11 protein-coding genes and 1 riboswitch are annotated in these 15,938 nt (G+C 72.3%); of the genes, 10 read left to right on the top strand and 1 reads right to left on the bottom strand.

The genetic code is table 11. The annotated features are described in order from the left end of the window. Nucleotides 1-180 precede the first annotated feature (180 nt). A riboswitch (cobalamin riboswitch) is annotated at nucleotides 181-320 on the top strand. Nucleotides 321-421: 101 nt separating this feature from the next. Genes ACFXC1_RS14500 through cobI form a run of 7 tightly spaced genes read left to right on the top strand, consistent with a single transcriptional unit; the run spans nucleotide 422 to nucleotide 11,311 of the window. Further along, on the top strand, nucleotides 422-1,363 hold the full coding sequence (locus tag ACFXC1_RS14500) for a cobalamin biosynthesis protein (protein ID WP_381242589.1): 942 nt from the start codon (nucleotides 422-424) through the stop codon (nucleotides 1,361-1,363). Continuing rightward, on the top strand, nucleotides 1,360-2,871 hold the full coding sequence (locus ACFXC1_RS14495; protein ID WP_381242587.1) for a cobyric acid synthase: 1,512 nt from the start codon (nucleotides 1,360-1,362) through the stop codon (nucleotides 2,869-2,871). Before ACFXC1_RS14500 ends, ACFXC1_RS14495 begins: the two co-directional genes overlap by 4 nt. After that, nucleotides 2,868-6,521 carry a cobaltochelatase subunit CobN gene (gene cobN, locus ACFXC1_RS14490; protein WP_381242585.1) on the top strand — a complete coding sequence of 1,218 codons (3,654 nt, stop codon included), beginning with the start codon at nucleotides 2,868-2,870 and terminating at the stop codon, nucleotides 6,519-6,521. Before ACFXC1_RS14495 ends, cobN begins: the two co-directional genes overlap by 4 nt. Beyond that, complete coding sequence (locus tag ACFXC1_RS14485; RefSeq protein ID WP_381242583.1) at nucleotides 6,518-8,524, top strand: putative cobaltochelatase; 2,007 nt, start codon at nucleotides 6,518-6,520, stop codon at nucleotides 8,522-8,524. The genes cobN and ACFXC1_RS14485 overlap by 4 nt, the downstream gene beginning before the upstream one ends. Beyond that, nucleotides 8,524-9,123 carry a cob(I)yrinic acid a,c-diamide adenosyltransferase gene (gene cobO, locus ACFXC1_RS14480; RefSeq protein ID WP_381242581.1) on the top strand — a complete coding sequence of 200 codons (600 nt, stop codon included), beginning with the start codon at nucleotides 8,524-8,526 and terminating at the stop codon, nucleotides 9,121-9,123. The genes ACFXC1_RS14485 and cobO overlap by 1 nt, the downstream gene beginning before the upstream one ends. After that, nucleotides 9,123-10,580, top strand: a complete 1,458-nt coding sequence (locus tag ACFXC1_RS14475) for a cobyrinate a,c-diamide synthase (protein WP_381242579.1) — start codon at nucleotides 9,123-9,125, stop codon at nucleotides 10,578-10,580. Before cobO ends, ACFXC1_RS14475 begins: the two co-directional genes overlap by 1 nt. After that, entirely contained in the window at nucleotides 10,565-11,311 is a 747-nt protein-coding gene (gene cobI / locus ACFXC1_RS14470; protein ID WP_381242577.1) for a precorrin-2 C(20)-methyltransferase, read from the top strand. Before ACFXC1_RS14475 ends, cobI begins: the two co-directional genes overlap by 16 nt. An 11-nt stretch (nucleotides 11,312-11,322) precedes the next feature. Here cobI and ACFXC1_RS14465 read toward each other — a convergent pair whose 3' ends face one another. After that, nucleotides 11,323-12,051: a ZIP family metal transporter gene (locus tag ACFXC1_RS14465; RefSeq protein WP_381242575.1), complete on the bottom strand. Its 729-nt coding sequence runs from the start codon at nucleotides 12,049-12,051 to the stop codon at nucleotides 11,323-11,325. A gap of 110 nt (nucleotides 12,052-12,161) precedes the next feature. Here ACFXC1_RS14465 and cobM point away from each other — a divergent pair, with 110 nt between their 5' ends. From cobM to cobJ, 3 genes are read left to right on the top strand one after another with little or no spacing between them, the layout of a single operon-like run. After that, a complete protein-coding gene (gene cobM / locus ACFXC1_RS14460) occupies nucleotides 12,162-12,992 on the top strand; it encodes a precorrin-4 C(11)-methyltransferase (RefSeq protein WP_381242573.1) in 831 nt (276 codons plus the stop codon). After that, nucleotides 12,989-14,227: a precorrin-6y C5,15-methyltransferase (decarboxylating) subunit CbiE gene (gene cbiE / locus ACFXC1_RS14455; protein ID WP_381242571.1), complete on the top strand. Its 1,239-nt coding sequence runs from the start codon at nucleotides 12,989-12,991 to the stop codon at nucleotides 14,225-14,227. The genes cobM and cbiE overlap by 4 nt, the downstream gene beginning before the upstream one ends. Then, complete coding sequence (cobJ, locus tag ACFXC1_RS14450) at nucleotides 14,224-15,936, top strand: precorrin-3B C(17)-methyltransferase (RefSeq protein ID WP_381242569.1); 1,713 nt, start codon at nucleotides 14,224-14,226, stop codon at nucleotides 15,934-15,936. The genes cbiE and cobJ overlap by 4 nt, the downstream gene beginning before the upstream one ends. The last annotated feature ends 2 nt before the right edge of the window (nucleotides 15,937-15,938 follow it).

Raw genomic sequence — 15,938 nt, 5'->3', positions numbered from 1 at the left:
GGGGGGGGGGGGGGGTCTCTCCCTCCGACCCACGCGGGGGCGGCCCGCGCCCCGTCGGCGGGCGGGGGGGGGGCGGCGACCCCCCACCCCCCCCCCCACCCCACGTTTTCGCGCCCCGCCGAAGGCGGACGTGTGGGTATCAGCACACTCCTCCCCCGCAGGTCAACAGCAAGTTGACGCCCCTTCCAACCCCGTGGTGGACTGCCGGAGCCATGTACGGCGGCAGGAGAGGAAGCCGGTGCGAATCCGGCGCGGTCCCGCCACTGTCACCGGGGTAGACAACCCCGGGAGCCAGGAACTCTCACCGCCGGTCTCGTCGAACCAGGGCGTGGACACCCTGAGTGAGGACATATCGCCATGCTCGGCTGCCGTTCGAGGTCCCGTACCAGCGCAAGTCCCGACTCAGCGACCGGCTGAGCCGATGCGTGCCGATCGCGTCTTCGCGTACGGCGCCGCCGCCGGCCTTCTCGGCGACCACCTGCTCGGCGATCCCCGCCGCGGGCATCCGGTCGCCGCGTTCGGCCGTGCCGCCGGTGCCGTGGAACAGGTCCTGTGGCGCGACCACCGAGGCTGGGGCGCCCTGCACACCGCCGTGTGCGTGGGCGGCACCGTCTCCCTCGCCGCCGTGGCGACTTCGGCCCTACGACCGTCCCGTACCGCCTCCGCCGCCCTCACCGCGGCCGCCACCTGGGCGGTCGTCGGCGGGACCTCCCTCGCGCGCGAAGCCGGGGTCATCGGGCGCGCGCTGGAGGCCGGTGACATGGAGGCAGCACGGGCACGGCTCCCGCACCTCTGCGGGCGGGACCCGCAGGCCCTCGACGCCGACGGGATCGCCCGGGCCGTCGTCGAGTCCGTCGCCGAGAACACCTCCGACGCGGTGGTGGGCGCCCTGGTGTGGGGCGGCATCGCTGGTGTCCCGGGCCTGCTCGGCTTCCGCGCGGTGAACACCCTGGACGCCATGGTCGGCCACAAGTCGGCCAAGTACCGCCGCTACGGCTGGGCTTCGGCCCGCCTCGACGACCTCGCCGGCTGGCCGGGCGCCCGCCTCACCGCCGTCCTCGCGACCGTCGCGGGCGGCGACCCGCGCGGAGCGGTGCGCGCCTGGCGCTCCGACGCCCCCAAGCACCCGAGCCCCAACGCCGGTCCCGTGGAGGCCTCCTTCGCGGGCGCCCTCGGCGTGCGACTGGGCGGGACGCTCTCCTACGGCGGCCGGGTCGAGGACCGGCCCGTGCTGAACGGCGCCGGGCGCGCCGTCGCCGTAGCGGACATCGACCGGGCCGTACGGCTGTCCCGGCGCGTCGGCTGGCTCGCGCTCGGAGTCAGTGTCGCCGTGCGGCTGCTGGTGAAGGGACGGACGTCATGAGCGGCGGCGGGCTGTTGGTCGCGGGCACCACCTCGGACGCCGGGAAGAGTGTCGTCACCGCCGGGATCTGCCGGTGGCTGGTGCGGCAGGGCGTGAAGGTGGCGCCGTTCAAGGCGCAGAACATGTCCCTGAATTCGTTCGTCACGCGCGAGGGCGCCGAGATCGGGCGGGCGCAGGCGATGCAGGCGCAGGCGTGCCGCATCGAGCCGACCGCGCTGATGAATCCTGTCCTGTTGAAACCCGGTGGCGACCGGACCAGTCAGGTCGTGCTCATGGGCAAGCCTGTTGGCGAGATGAGCGCGCGCGGCTATCACGGCGGGCGGCAGGAGGCGCTGCTCGGCACCGTGCTGGACTGTCTCGCCGAGTTGCGGGGCACGTATGACGCGGTGATCTGCGAGGGGGCCGGCAGTCCGGCCGAGATCAATCTGCGGCGGACCGACATCGTGAACATGGGCATCGCGCGCAACGCCGGGCTGCCCGTTCTCGTCGTCGGCGACATCGACCGCGGGGGCGTCTTCGCCTCCTTCTTCGGGACGGTGGCGCTGCTCGGCCCGGAGGATCAAGCCCTCGTCGCCGGGTTCCTCGTCAACAAGTTCCGGGGCGATGTGTCGCTGCTGGAACCGGGGTTGGAGATGCTCCTCGGCCTCACCGGGCGGCGGACGTACGGCGTGCTGCCGTTCCGGCACGGGCTCGGGATCGACGAGGAGGACGGGCTGCGCATCTCGCTGCGCGGGACCGTCCGTGAGTCGAACACCGCGCCGCCGGTCGGCGAGGACGTGCTGCGGGTCGCCGTCTGCGCGATCCCCCTCATGTCCAACTTCACCGACGTGGACGCCCTGGCCGCCGAACCGGGCGTCGTGGTGCGGTTCGTGGACCGGCCGGAGGAGCTGGCCGACGCCGACCTCGTCGTGATCCCGGGGACCCGGGGGACGGTGCAGGCGCTGGAGTGGCTGCGGGAGCGGGGACTTGCGGACGCCCTAGTCCGCAGGGCCGCGGAGGAACGGCCGATCCTCGGTGTCTGCGGCGGCTTCCAGATCCTCGGCGAGCACATCGAGGACGAGGTCGAGAGCCGGCGGGGCTCGGTCGACGGACTCGGAGTACTGCCCCTGCGCGTGCGGTTCGCACACGAGAAGACCCTCACCCGGCCCGTCGGCGAAGCCCTCGGCGAGCGGGTGGAGGGGTACGAGATCCACCACGGTGTCGCCCAGCTCACCGGCGGTGAGCCCTTCTTGGACGGCTGCCGGGTCGGCCAGACCTGGGGTACGCACTGGCACGGCTCGCTGGAGTCGGACGGGTTCCGGCGGGCGTTCCTGCGCGAGGTGGCCGCCGCCGCGGGTCGCCGGTTCGTGCCGGCCGCCGACACCTCGTTCGCCGCGCTGCGTGAGGAGCAGCTCGACCGGCTCGGCGACCTGATCGAACAGCACGCGGACACGGACGCGCTGTGGCGGCTCATCGAGTCCGGCGCGCCACAAGGACTGCCTTTCATTCCACCGGGAGCGCCCGCATGAGCACAGTGTTGTTGTTGTCGACCGCCGACACGGATCTGCTGGCGGCCCGGGCCTCCGGCGCCGGGTACCGGATCGGCAACCCGTCCCGCGTGGACGCCGTCGAGGAGCTGCCCGCGCTCCTCGCGGGCGCGGACATCGCCGTCGTACGACTGCTCGGCGGCAAGCGCGCCTGGGAGGACGGGCTCGCCGCGCTCAAGGCCTCGGGCATCCCGACCGTGCTGCTGGGCGGGGAGACCGTCCCCGACGCGGAGTTGATGGCCGAGTCGTCGGTACCGGCCGGTGTCGTGGCGGAGGCGCTGCGCTATCTCGTCGAGGGTGGCCCGGACAACCTCACCGAACTCGCCCGCTTCCTCTCGGACACCGTGCTGCTCACGGGCGAGGGCTTCGAAGCGCCGCAGAAGATGCCCGAGTTCGGCGTCCACGGCGAGCGGGCCTTCGTCGAGGGCCGCCCGACCGTCGGCGTGCTCTTCTACCGGGCGCATCACCTCTCCGGCAACACCGCCTTCGTGGACACGCTGTGCGACCAGATCGAGGCGAAGGGCGCCAACGCCCTTGCCGTGTACTGCGGTTCGCTGCGCGGTGCCGACTCCGGGCTGTACGACATCCTCGGCCGGACTGACGCGCTGATCGCCACCGTCCTCGCCGCGGGCGGCACGCACGCCTCGCAGGCCTCGGCCGGAGGCGACGAGGAGGCCTGGGACATCGGCGCCCTCGCCGACCTCAACGTGCCTGTGCTGCAAGGGCTTTGCCTTACGTCGTCCAAGGCCGCCTGGGACGAGTCCGACGCCGCGCTCTCCCCCATGGACGCGGCGATGCAGGTCGCGATCCCCGAGTTCGACGGGCGGCTGATCACCGTCCCCTTCTCATTCAAGGAGCAGGGACCGGACGACGTCCCGGTCTACGTCGCCGACCCCGAGCGGGCCGGACGGGTCGCCGGAATCGCCGTACGGCACGCGAAGTTGAAGCACAAGCCGAACGCCGAGAAGAAGCTCGCGGTCGTCTTCACCGCCTACCCGACCAAGCACTCGCGCGTCGGCAACGCGGTCGGACTCGACACGCCCGCCTCGGCGATCCGGGTGCTGGACGCGCTGCGGGACACCGGATACGGGGTCGACGAACACCCGGACAACGGCGACGAGTTGATCCACCGGCTCATCAACGCCGGTGGCCATGACGTCGAATGGCTCACCGAGGAGCAACTGGCCGCCGCGCCCGCGCGCGTGCCGCTCGCCGACTACCAGGCGTGGTTCGACAGGCTCGAACCCGACCTCAGGCAGGGCATGTTGGACGCGTGGGGCGAGCCGCCGGGCAACCTCTATGTCGACGGCGACGACATCGTGCTGGCGTCCCTGCAGTTCGGGAACGTCGTCGTGATGATCCAGCCGCCGCGCGGCTTCGGTGAGAACCCGATCGCGATCTACCACGACCCCGACATGCCGCCGTCGCACCACTACATGGCCGCGTACCGCTGGCTGGACAACAGCTTCGGCGCCGACGCGATCATCCACATGGGCAAGCACGGCACCATGGAGTGGCTGCCCGGCAAGGGACTTGGGCTCAGCGGTGGCTGCGCGCCGGACGCGGTCCTCGGCGAACTCCCGCTCATCTACCCGTTCATCGTCAACGACCCGGGCGAGGGCACCCAGGCCAAGCGGCGAGGGCACGCCACAGTCGTCGACCACCTGGTGCCGCCGATGGCGCGTGCCGACACCTACGGCGACCTGGCGAAGCTGGAGCAACTCCTCGACGAGTACGCCCTGGTGTCCGACCTGGACCCGACGAAGGCACCGGCCGTCCGTGCGCAGATCTGGACGCTGGTGAAGGCGGCCGAGCTGCACCACGACCTGCATGTGGACGACCAGCCGGACGACGCGGCGTTCGACGAGTTCGTGATGCACATCGACGGCTATCTGTGCGAGATCAAGGACGTGCAGATCCGCGACGGCCTGCACATCCTCGGCGGCGGCCCGGTCGGCGAGGCCCGCGTGAACCTCGTGCTGGCCGTGCTGCGCGCCTCGCAGGTCTGGGGCGGGCAGGCCAACGCGCTGCCGGGGCTGCGGGCCTCGCTGGCGGCCCATTTCGGGCTCAGCGAGAAGGAGTTGCTCGCCGAGCCGGGTGCGCCGCTGAAGGTGCCGGTGGAACTGAGCGATCTCGTCGAGGGACCGGCCCGTTCGGCCGCCGACGCGATCGATCTGCTGGAGCAGCTGTGCCGCCGGTTCGCGGAGGGCATGGAGGCCCAGGAGTGGGACGTCACGGCCGTCCCGGCGCTCGTGCGTGCCGTCATCGGCGCCGAACTCCCGGACGCGGTCGCGGTGTTGGAGTTCGCCTGTGACGAGGTGGTCCCCCGTCTCTCCCGCACCACCGACGAGATCGACCACATCCTCCTCGCGCTCGACGGCGGTTATGTCCCGGCGGGTCCGTCCGGCTCTCCGACCCGAGGTCTGGTCAACGTCCTGCCGACCGGCCGGAACTTCTACTCCGTCGACCCCAAGGCCATTCCGTCCAGGCTGAGTTGGGAGGTCGGGCAGGCGCTGGCGGACTCGCTCGTGCAGCGGTACCTCCAGGACAACGGCGAGTTCCCGAAGTCCGTCGGCCTCACGGTGTGGGGCACGTCGGCGATGCGCACCCAGGGCGACGACATCGCCGAGATCCTCGCGCTGCTGGGCTGCCGTCCGGTCTGGGACGACGCCTCGCGCCGGGTGACCGGCTTCGAGATCGTGCCCGTCACGGAGCTGGGCCGGCCGCGCATCGACGTCACGGTGCGGATCTCCGGCTTCTTCCGGGACGCCTTCCCGCACGTCGTCGGGCTGATCGACGACGCGGTGCGGGCGGTGGCCGAGCTGGAGGAGCCGCCCGAGTCCAACTACGTCCGCGCGCACGCCGACGAGGACACCGCCGAACACGGCGACCGGCGCCGGGCCACGGCCCGTATCTTCGGCTCCAAGCCGGGCGCGTACGGCGCCGGTCTCCTGCCGCTGATCGACGCGCGCAACTGGCGCAGCGACGCGGACCTCGCCGAGGTGTACGCGGTGTGGGGCGGGTACGCCTACGGGCGCGGGCTCGACGGACAGGCGGCGCGCGGGGACATGGAGACGGCGTTCAGGCGAATCGCCGTGGCCGCCAAGAACGTTGACACCCGCGAGCACGATCTCGTCGACGCCGACGACTACTTCCAGTACCACGGCGGCATGGTCGCCATGGTCCGCCACCTCACCGGCGCCTCCCCCGAGGCATACGTCGGCGACTCCGCGACTCCGGACCAGGTGAAGACGCGCACGCTAGGCGAGGAGACGCACCGGGTCTTCCGCGCCCGGGTGGTCAACCCCCGCTGGATGGCGGCGATGCGGCGGCACGGCTACAAGGGCGCCTTCGAGATGGCGGCGACCGTCGACTACCTCTTCGGCTACGACGCGACGGCCGGGGTCGTCGACGACTGGATGTACGAGAAGCTCAGCGCCGAGTACGTCTTCGACCCGGAGAACCGGGACTTCATGAAGAAGTCCAACCCGTGGGCACTGCGCGGCATCACGGAACGGCTCCTCGAAGCCGCCGAGCGCGGTCTGTGGGCCGAGCCGGACGCGGACACGCTGGAACGACTGCGGGCCACCTACCTGGAGCTCGAAGGCGACCTGGAGGGCGACGACCAGTGACAACTCCCTTTCCGTTCACGGCCGTTGTCGGCCAGGACGATCTGCGGCTCGCGCTGCTGCTGAACGCCGTGTCGCCGGCGGTCGGCGGTGTGCTGGTGCGCGGCGAGAAGGGCACCGCCAAGTCGACGGCCGTGCGCGCGCTTTCGGCGCTGCTGCCGGAGGTCGCCGTCGTCCCCGGCTGCCGCTTCTCCTGCGACCCCGCCGCACCCGACCCGGCCTGCCCGGACGGCCCGCACGAGACCGGATCCGGCACCCAACGCCCGGCGCGCATGGTCGAGTTGCCGGTCGGCGCCTCCGAGGACCGGCTAGTCGGAGCGCTCGACATCGAGCGGGCACTCTCCGAGGGCGTCAAGGCCTTCGAGCCCGGCCTGCTCGCCGACGCGCACCGCGGCATCCTCTACGTCGACGAGGTCAACCTCCTCCATGACCACCTGGTCGACCTGCTGCTGGACGCGGCGGCGATGGGAGCCTCGTACGTCGAACGCGAAGGCGTCTCCGTCCGGCACGCCGCGCGCTTCCTGCTCGTCGGCACCATGAACCCCGAAGAGGGCGAACTGCGACCGCAGTTGCTCGACCGGTTCGGGCTGACCGTCGAGGTGGCCGCCTCGCGGGAGCCCGACCAGCGGGTCGAGGTCGTGCGGCGCAGGCTCGCCTACGACGACGATCCGGCCGGTTTCACCGAGCGGTGGGCGGACGAGGAGTCCTCCGTACGGGCCCGGATCATCGCCGCGCGTGCGCTGTTGCCGTCCGTGCGGCTGGGCGACGGGGCGCTGCGGCAGATCGCGGCGACCTGTGCCGCCTTCGAGGTGGACGGTATGCGCGCCGACATCGTGATGGCGCGTACCGCGACCGCGCTGGCCGCCTGGGCCGGGCGGACCGACGTGCTCGCCGAGGACGTACGGCAGGCCGCGCTGCTCGCGCTGCCGCACCGCAGGCGGCGAAATCCCTTTGACGCGCCGGGACTTGACGAGAACAAGCTCGACGACACGTTGGAGGAGTTCGCCGAGCAGGAGCAGTCGCAGGGGCCCGAAGATGATGATCCGGGGCCGGATGACTCCGGTGGGGGTGGTGGGCAGCCGCCGGCCTCGGACTCTGACGGTCCTCAGGGTGGTGACACCGGTGCGCAGCCGGAAGCCGGCGAGGGCGGGGAGCCGCAGCCTTCCGGTTCCGGTGAGCAGCAGCCCGTACGGGCCTCCGAGCCCTTCCGCGCCAAGGCGTTGAGTGTGCCCGGGATCGGTGAGGGTGCCGCCGGGCGGCGTTCGCGGGCGCGGACCGAGCATGGGCGGACCACCGGGGCCCGGCGGCCCCAAGGGGCGCTCACCAAGCTGCACTTGGCGGCGACCGTGCAGGCGGCGGCACCGCATCAGCTGGCGCGTGGGCGGGCCGGGCGTGGGCTCGTCGTACGCCGGGACGATCTGCGGCAGGCGACGCGGGAGGGGCGTGAGGGCAACCTCGTGCTGTTCGTCGTGGACGCCTCCGGGTCGATGGCGGCCCGGCAGCGGATGAGCGCGGTGAAGGGGGCTGTGCTGTCGCTGCTGCTCGACGCGTATCAACGGCGGGACAAGGTGGGGCTGGTGACCTTCCGGGGTTCCGCGGCCGATGTGGCGCTGCCCCCGACCTCCTCCGTCGACGCTGCCGCCGTACGGCTGGAGTCGTTGCCTACCGGTGGGCGGACGCCGCTCGCGGCCGGGCTGCTGAAGGCGCGGGACGTGCTGCGGGTGGAACGGTTGCGGGATCCCGCGCGGCGGGCGCTGGTGGTCGTGGTGACCGACGGGCGGGCCACCGGTGGTCCGGAGCCCGTCGCGCTGGCCGGGCGGGCGGCGCGCTTGTTCGCGGCCGACGGGGTCGCCTCCGTGGTCGTGGACTGCGAGTCGGGGCCCGTACGGCTGGGCCTGGCCCGGCAGTTGGCCGGTGAGCTGGACGGTACGGCGGTCACGCTCGACGAGTTGCGGGCCGACTCGATCGCCGGGCTGGTCAAGGACGTACAGAGGAGGGCCGCGTAATGCCGCAGGGACAGCCAAGTGTCGTACCGGATGACGGGCTGACGACCCGTCAGCGGCGGAACCGGCCGCTTGTCGTCGTGCATACGGGAGTTGGGAAGGGCAAGTCCACCGCCGCCTTCGGGCTGGCGTTGCGCGCCTGGAACCAGGGGTGGCCGATCGGGGTGTTCCAGTTCGTCAAGTCGGCGAAGTGGAAGGTCGGCGAGGAGAACGCCCTTCGGGTGCTGGGGGCTTCCGGCGAGGGCGGGACCGTCGACTGGCACAAGATGGGCGAGGGCTGGTCCTGGGTGCAGCGCGACTCCCAAATGGACAACGAGGAGAAGGCCCGCGAGGGCTGGGAGCAGGTCAAGCGGGATCTCGCCGCCGAGACGTACCAGCTGTACGTGCTCGACGAGTTCGCGTACCCGATGCACTGGGGCTGGGTCGACACGGACGAGGTCGTCGACGTGCTGCGGAACCGGCCCGGGACCCAGCATGTCGTGATCACCGGGCGGAACGCGCCCGAGAAGCTCGTCGACTTCGCCGATCTCGTGACCGACATGTCGAAGGTCAAGCACCCGATGGACGCCGGTCAGAAGGGCCAGCGGGGTATCGAGTGGTGATGTCTTCCGTGCCTCGGCTGGTCATTGCCGCGCCCTCTTCGGGCAGCGGCAAGACCACCGTCGCCACGGGGCTGATGGCCGCGTTCGCCGCGCGGGGGCTCGCCGTGTCCCCGCACAAGGTCGGGCCGGACTACATCGACCCCGGGTACCACACGCTCGCCACCGGGCGGGTGGGGCGGAACCTCGACGCGTATCTGTGCGGGCCGGAGTTGGTCGGTCCGCTGTTCGCGCACGGGGCGCGCGGGTGCGATCTCGCCGTCGTCGAGGGCGTGATGGGGATGTTCGACGGGGCCGCGGGCGAAGGGGAGTTGGCGTCGACCGCCCATGTCGCGAAGTTGCTGCGGGCGCCGGTCGTGCTGGTCGTCGACGCGTCCTCGCAGTCCCGGTCCGTCGCCGCGCTGGTGCACGGGTTCGCGTCCTGGGATCCGGAGGTGCGGGTCGGGGGCGTGATCCTGAACAAGGTGGCGTCTGATCGACACGAGGCGCTGTTGCGGGAGGCGTTGGACTCCGCCGGGGTGCCGGTGCTGGGTGTGTTGCGGCGGGCGCCGCAGGTGGATACGCCGTCCCGGCATCTGGGGTTGGTGCCGGTTGCCGAGCGGCGGGCCGCGGCGGTTGAGGCTGTTGCGGCGATGGGGGCGCAGGTCGACGCCGGGTGTGATCTGGAGGCGTTGATCGCGCTGGCGCGTAGTGCCGGTGCGTTGTCGTGTGCGGCTTGGGATGCGGCTGAGGTCCTGGCTTCTTCGCCCCCGCCGCCCCTGCCCGTCCCGTCTCTGGGGGCTGCGCCCCCAGACCCCCGCCTCGGCCCTGAAGGGGCCTCGTCCTCAGACGCCGGACAGGCCGAGAGTGCACGACCCCATTCAAGAGTTGCCGTAGCCGGCGGCCCCGCCTTCACCTTCTCCTACGCCGAGCACACCGAGCTCCTCACCGCGGCCGGTGCCGAGGTCGTCGTATTCGACCCCCTCCGGGACGAACAACTCCCGGACGGGACGCGCGGGTTGGTCATCGGAGGCGGGTTCCCCGAGGTGTACGCCGCGGAGTTGTCCGCCAACGAGCCGTTGCGGAAGGCCGTTTCGGCGCTCGCGGAGAGTGGCGCACCCGTTGCCGCCGAGTGTGCCGGACTGCTGTATCTGTGCCGGGAGTTGGACGGTCGGCCGATGTGCGGGGTGCTGGATGCCACCGCGCGGATGAGTGAGCGGCTGACACTCGGCTACCGGGACGCCGTCGCGCTGAGCGACAGCGTGCTGGCCGTGGCCGGGACGCGGATGCGCGGGCACGAGTTTCACCGGACCGTCGTCGAACCCGGCTCGGGGGCGGCTCCCGCGTGGGGAGTGCGCGCACCCGAGCGGCGGGTCGAAGGTTTCGTACAACAGGGTGTGCACGCGAGTTATCTGCACACGCACTGGGCGGCCGAGCCCGGTGTGGCCCGTCGGTTCGTGGAGAGGTGCCGGACGTCATGAGCAGCAGCAGGTTGATCGGAGTCGGGGTGGGTCCCGGCGATCCGGAGCTGGTGACCGTCAAGGGCGTCAACGCTCTGCGGGCCGCCGATGTCGTCGTCGTACCAGTGATGGACACCGGGGAGCGGGGGCGCGCCGAGGCTACCGTCCTGCACTACGTCCCGGAGGAGAAGGTTCTCCGCGTCGTCTTCGCGCTCAACGAGCGGACCGACCGCGCCCGGCGGGAGGCCGCCTGGGATGCCGCCGGGGCGAAGGTCGCCGAGCTGCTCGCCGCGCACGACGTCGTCGCGTTCGCCACCATCGGGGACCCGAACGTCTACTCCACCTTCACCTATCTCGCCCTGACCATCGAGGAGTTGGTGCCGGGGGTCGTGGTCGAGACCGTCCCCGGTATCACCGCCATGCAGGATCTCGCCGCGCGCTCCGGGGCCGTACTCACCGAAGGGACCGAGCCGCTCACGCTCGTGCCGGTGACCGCCGGGTCCGCGGTGCTCAAGGACGCGCTGGCCGGGCCGGGGACGGTCGTGGCGTACAAGTTCGGGCGGCAGGCGGGCGAGGTCGCCGAGGCGCTGCGGGAGACCGGGCGGATCGAGGACGCGGTGTGGGGGTCGGCACTCGGGCTGCCCGAGGAGTCGATCCGGACGGCCGCCGAGCTGGACGGGGAGCCGCTGCCCTATCTGTCGACGCTCATCGCACCCGCGCGGCGCGAGGGCGGGCGGGGCGGGAAACTGTGACGCCCCAAAGCTCAGGCCGCGAGGCCTACCACCAGCCAGATGAACGCAGCCCCCGCGACCGTGCACAACAGGGTCGCGGGCGCGGGGTGTTCGTGGTGGGCCTCGGGGAGGATCTCGGCGGCGGCGAGGTAAAGGAGCACGCCTCCGAAGAAGCCGAGATAGCCGCCGAGCAGCGTGGCCGGGATGGTCAGGAACGCCGTCGAGGCGGCGCCGGCCACCGGGGCCGCCGCGTCCGCGAACAACATCGCGATCGCCTTGCGGCGGGCGTTCCCGTACAGGCTCGTGATCGTGTACGTGTTGAAGCCGTCCGCGAAGTCATGGGCGATGACCGCGAGCGCGACCGCCGTGCCCATGCCACCGCCCACCTGGAACGCGGCGCCGATGGCGACCCCGTCCATGAAACTGTGGCCGACCATCGCGGCAGCCGCCGTGAGGCCGACCTCGGGCGCGCGGCCGTTGCTCTCCTCCGCTCCGTGCGCGGCCTGGCGGGCGGCGAGCGTGCGCTCGACCAGATGGGCCACGAGGAAGCCGGCCACGAAGAGCAGCAGGGCGGCCGGTACGCCGAAGACCTCGCGGCCCGCCGCGCGCAGCGCCTCCGGCAGCAGATCGAGGCCTACGACACCCAGCATCAGGCCGCCGGCCAGGCCCAGGACGAGATGGCGGCGGTCGGTCACGCGCTGTGCCGTCCAGCCGCCGGCCAGCGTCATCAGGAACGCGCCGAGCGCGACGAAGACCGCCATGGTCCCCTTGCTATCCGATCAACCCCTGTTCGCGCACATCCTGGGCCACTCCACCCCCACATGCACTGACGTTCCCGTTCTGTTTGTCCCGCTTGAGAGGATCCGACCCCATGGCCGATGCCGCCGCCGATACCCCCACCGGCAAGGTGACCTTCGTCGGTGCCGGTCCCGGCGCCGCCGATCTGCTGACGTTCCGTGCCGCGCGCGCCATCGCCGAGGCCGACGTCGTGATCTGGGCGGCCAGCCTGGTCCAGGCGGAGGTCCTCGACCACGCGCGCGAGGGCGCCGAGATCCTGGACTCGGCGACGATGTCCCTGGAGGACGTCGTCGCCGTCTACGAGCGGGCCGCCGCGGAAGGCCTGCGCGTCGCGCGCATTCACTCCGGCGACCCGGCCCTCTGGGGCGGCACGCAGGAACAGCTCGACCGATGCGCCGGGATCGGCATCGCGACCGAGATCATTCCGGGTGTCTCGGCCTTCTCCGCCGTCGCCGCTCTCGCGCAGCGCGAGCTGACGATCCCGGAGGTCGCGCAGTCCGTCGTTCTCACCCGGCTCGGCGGCGGCAAGACGCCGATGCCGCCGGGCGAGGAGGTGCGGGAGTTCGCGCGCCACGGTACGACGATGGCGATCTTCCTGTCGGCCGCGCGCAGCGGGCAGTTGGTGCGGGAGCTGCTGGAGGGCGGCTATCCGACGGACACCCCGGTCGTCGTCGCCTACCAGGCGACCTGGCCCGAGGAACTGATCGTGAAGTGCACGATCGCCACGCTGGAGGAGACGGTCAAGGAGCACAAGCTCTGGAAGCACACCCTCTTCCTGGTCGGCCCGGCCCTCGACGCCCACGGCACCCGCTCGCACCTCTACCACCCCGGCCACTTCCACGGCTACCGCAAGGCCGACCCGGAGGCCCGCCGGGCCCTGCGCTCGCGGGGTGCGAACACGTGATCACGGTCGTCGGTACGGGGACGGGGGCGCCGGTGGCGGACGATGTGCTCGCCGCTGCCCGGCTCGTCGTCGGCGGCCGGCGTCATCTGGCCGCCGCCAGGCTCCCGGACGGCGCCGAGCAGATCGTCCTCGGCCCGCTCGCGCCCGCCCTCGACACCATCGAGGCGTACGTCGGGAAGGGCGAGCCGGTCGTCGTGCTGGCCTCGGGCGACCCCGGGTTCTTCGGGATCGTCCGGGCGCTGGCGGAACGGTTCGGCGCCGACGCCCTCGACGTCCGCCCCGGTGTCTCCTCCGTCGCCACCGCCTTCGCCCGGCTCGGCCTGACCTGGGACGACGCCGTCGTGGTCAGCGCGCACGGACGCGATCTGCGTACGGCGGTCAACGCGTGCCGCGCGCATCCCAAGGTCGCCGTGCTCACCGGACCCGGAGCCGGGCCCTCCGAACTGGGCGCCGCTCTCACCCACCGCACCACCGGGCGTGTCCTGGTCGTCGCGTCCGCGCTGGGCACTGGGGAGGAACAGGTGGAGCGGGTCACGCCGGCCGAGGCCGCCGCCCGGGACTGGGGTACGGCGGTGAGTGTGGTCCTCTGCCTGGACGAGACCCGCGTTCTCGGTGCCGTACGGACGGTCGCCGGGGCTGCCGTGGGTCCTGCCCAATGGGCGCTGGACGAGCGGGAGTTCGAGCACCGGGACTCGATGATCACCAAGTTCGAGGTACGGGCGCTGGCGCTGGCCCGACTCGGACCCCGGCTCGGCGAACTGGTCTGGGACGTCGGCTCGGGCTCCGGTTCCGTGGCCGTGGAGTGCGCGCGGCTCGGCGCCGCCGTCACCGCCGTCGAGAAGACCCGGGACGGTGTCGAGCGGATCCGTGCCAACGCCGAGGCGCACGGCGTCGACGTGCACACCGTGCACGGGGCGGCGCCGACCGTGCTGTCCGACCTCGACGACCCCGACGCCGTGTTCGTCGGCGGCGGCGGGCGCGAACTGCCCGCCATCGTCACCGCGTGCGCGCGCCGGGCCCGGCGGACCGTGGTCGTCGCGATGGCCGCGCTGGACCGGGTACCGGCGGTGCGCGAGGCGCTCGGCGGTGCCGGGTTCGTGGTCGACGGGGTGCTGCTCCAGTCGTCCCGGCTCGCGCCGCTGCCGGGGAACGTGACCCGGCTGGCGGCCACCAATCCCGTTTTTCTGCTGTGGGGGGTTCGAACCCCCTTTTTGGATGAAGGAGTTACCTCGTGATCGGCCTCATCTCCGCCACCGCGGCGGGAGCGACGGCACGCGACCGGCTGGCCGCCGCGTGGCCGGACCGTACGCGCGTGTACGACGGTCCCGTCGGGGACGCCGTCCGGGCCGCGTTCGCGGAGTGCGAGCAGCTCGTCTGTTTCCTCGCAACGGGAGCCGTAGTACGCCTGATCGCCCCGCTGTTGGGCGACAAGCGGACCGACCCGGGGGTCGTGTGCGTCGACGAGGGCGGACGCTTCGCCGTCTCGCTGGTCGGCGGGCACGGCGGCGGGGCCAATGAACTCGCCGTGGAAGTGGGCGAGTTGTTGACCGCACAGCCAGTCGTGACCACGGCCACGGACGCGGTCGGTGTGCCCGGCCTCGATACCCTCGGGTTCCCGGTGGAGGGCGATGTGGCCGGGGTGTCGCGGGCCCTGCTCGACGGCGAACCGGTCGCCCTGGACGCCGAGTTGGCGTGGCCGCTGCCGCCGCTGAAGGTGTCCGCCAACGGCTCCTACGTCATCAGGGTCACCGATCGCGCACTCGTCGCACCCGCCGAGCGTGAGGTCGTACTCCGGCCGCCGTCGCTGGTCGTCGGGGTCGGCGCGTCCAAGGGTGCCCCGGCGGACGAGGTGGTGGGGCTCATCGAGGGCGCGGTGCGTGACGCGGGGCTTTCGTTGAAGTCCCTCGCCGAACTCGCCACCGTGGACGCCAAATCGGACGAGCCCGGCATCGTCGAGGCGGCACAGCGACTCGGAGTGCCTCTGGTGACCTACTCCGCCGCGGAGTTGGCGGCCGTGGAGGTGCCCAACCCCTCAGAGGCGCCGCTCGCCGCCGTGGGCACACCGTCGGTGGCGGAGGCCGCGGCTCTCGTGCGGGGCGGCGAACTCCTCGTCCCCAAGCGGAAGTCGGAGCGTGCCGACGGGCAGCCGGCGATGGCGACCTGTGCCGTCGTACGTCGGCTCGCGCGCGGCCGGCTCGCGGTGGTCGGGCTGGGACCCGGCGCCCGGGACCTGCTCACCCCGCGCGCCAAGGCCGAACTCCGGCACGCCGCCGTACTCGTGGGGCTCGACCAGTACGTCGACCAGATCCGCGATCTGCTGCGGCCCGGGACGCTGGTCCTGGAGTCGGGGCTCGGCGCCGAGGAGGAGCGGGCCCGTACCGCCGTCGCCGAGGCGCGGAAGGGGCAGGCGGTCGCGCTGATCGGCAGCGGTGACGCCGGGGTGTACGCGATGGCCTCGCCCGCGCTGGCGGAGGCCTCGGACGACATCGACGTGGTCGGAGTCCCGGGCGTGACCGCCGCGTTGGCCGCCGCCGCGATCCTCGGGGCGCCCCTCGGCCACGACCACGTCTCCATCAGCCTCTCCGATCTGCACACGCCGTGGGAGATCATCGAGCGGCGGGTGCGGGCGGCGGCCGAGGCGGACATCGTGGTGACGTTCTACAACCCCCGCAGCCGGGGCCGGGATTGGCAGCTCCCCAAGGCCCTCGCGATCCTCGCCGAGCACCGGGAGCCGGCCACGCCGGTCGGTGTCGTACGGAACGCCTCGCGGCCGGACGAATCCAGCCGACTGACGACACTGGCGGCGCTGGATCCGGCGACGGTCGACATGATGACAGTGGTGACCGTGGGCAACACGGCGACCCGGGACGTCGCCGGACGCATGGTGACACCGCGCGGGTACCGCTGGCAGGCGGATCGGGCAGCAGAGGAGGGCGCCAAGTGACC

The organism is Streptomyces hokutonensis (genome assembly GCF_042751305.1).
GTDB classification, from domain to species: domain Bacteria; phylum Actinomycetota; class Actinomycetes; order Streptomycetales; family Streptomycetaceae; genus Streptomyces; species Streptomyces hokutonensis_A.
The sequence above is the reverse complement of the archived record's forward strand: the minus strand, read 5'-3'. Positions and strand labels throughout refer to the sequence as shown.

What these genes read in the sequence shown, in the direction of transcription:
- ACFXC1_RS14500 (WP_381242589.1), top strand. Translation starts at nt 422, where the DNA reads ATGCGTGCCGATCGCGTCTTCGCGTACGGCGCCGCCGCCGGCCTTCTC.
- ACFXC1_RS14495 (WP_381242587.1), top strand. Translation starts at nt 1,360, where the DNA reads ATGAGCGGCGGCGGGCTGTTGGTCGCGGGCACCACCTCGGACGCCGGG.
- cobN (WP_381242585.1), top strand. Translation starts at nt 2,868, where the DNA reads ATGAGCACAGTGTTGTTGTTGTCGACCGCCGACACGGATCTGCTGGCG.
- cobO (WP_381242581.1), top strand. Translation starts at nt 8,524, where the DNA reads ATGCCGCAGGGACAGCCAAGTGTCGTACCGGATGACGGGCTGACGACC.
- ACFXC1_RS14475 (WP_381242579.1), top strand. Translation starts at nt 9,123, where the DNA reads ATGTCTTCCGTGCCTCGGCTGGTCATTGCCGCGCCCTCTTCGGGCAGC.
- ACFXC1_RS14465 (WP_381242575.1), bottom strand. Translation starts at nt 12,051, where the DNA reads ATGGCGGTCTTCGTCGCGCTCGGCGCGTTCCTGATGACGCTGGCCGGC.
- cobM (WP_381242573.1), top strand. Translation starts at nt 12,162, where the DNA reads ATGGCCGATGCCGCCGCCGATACCCCCACCGGCAAGGTGACCTTCGTC.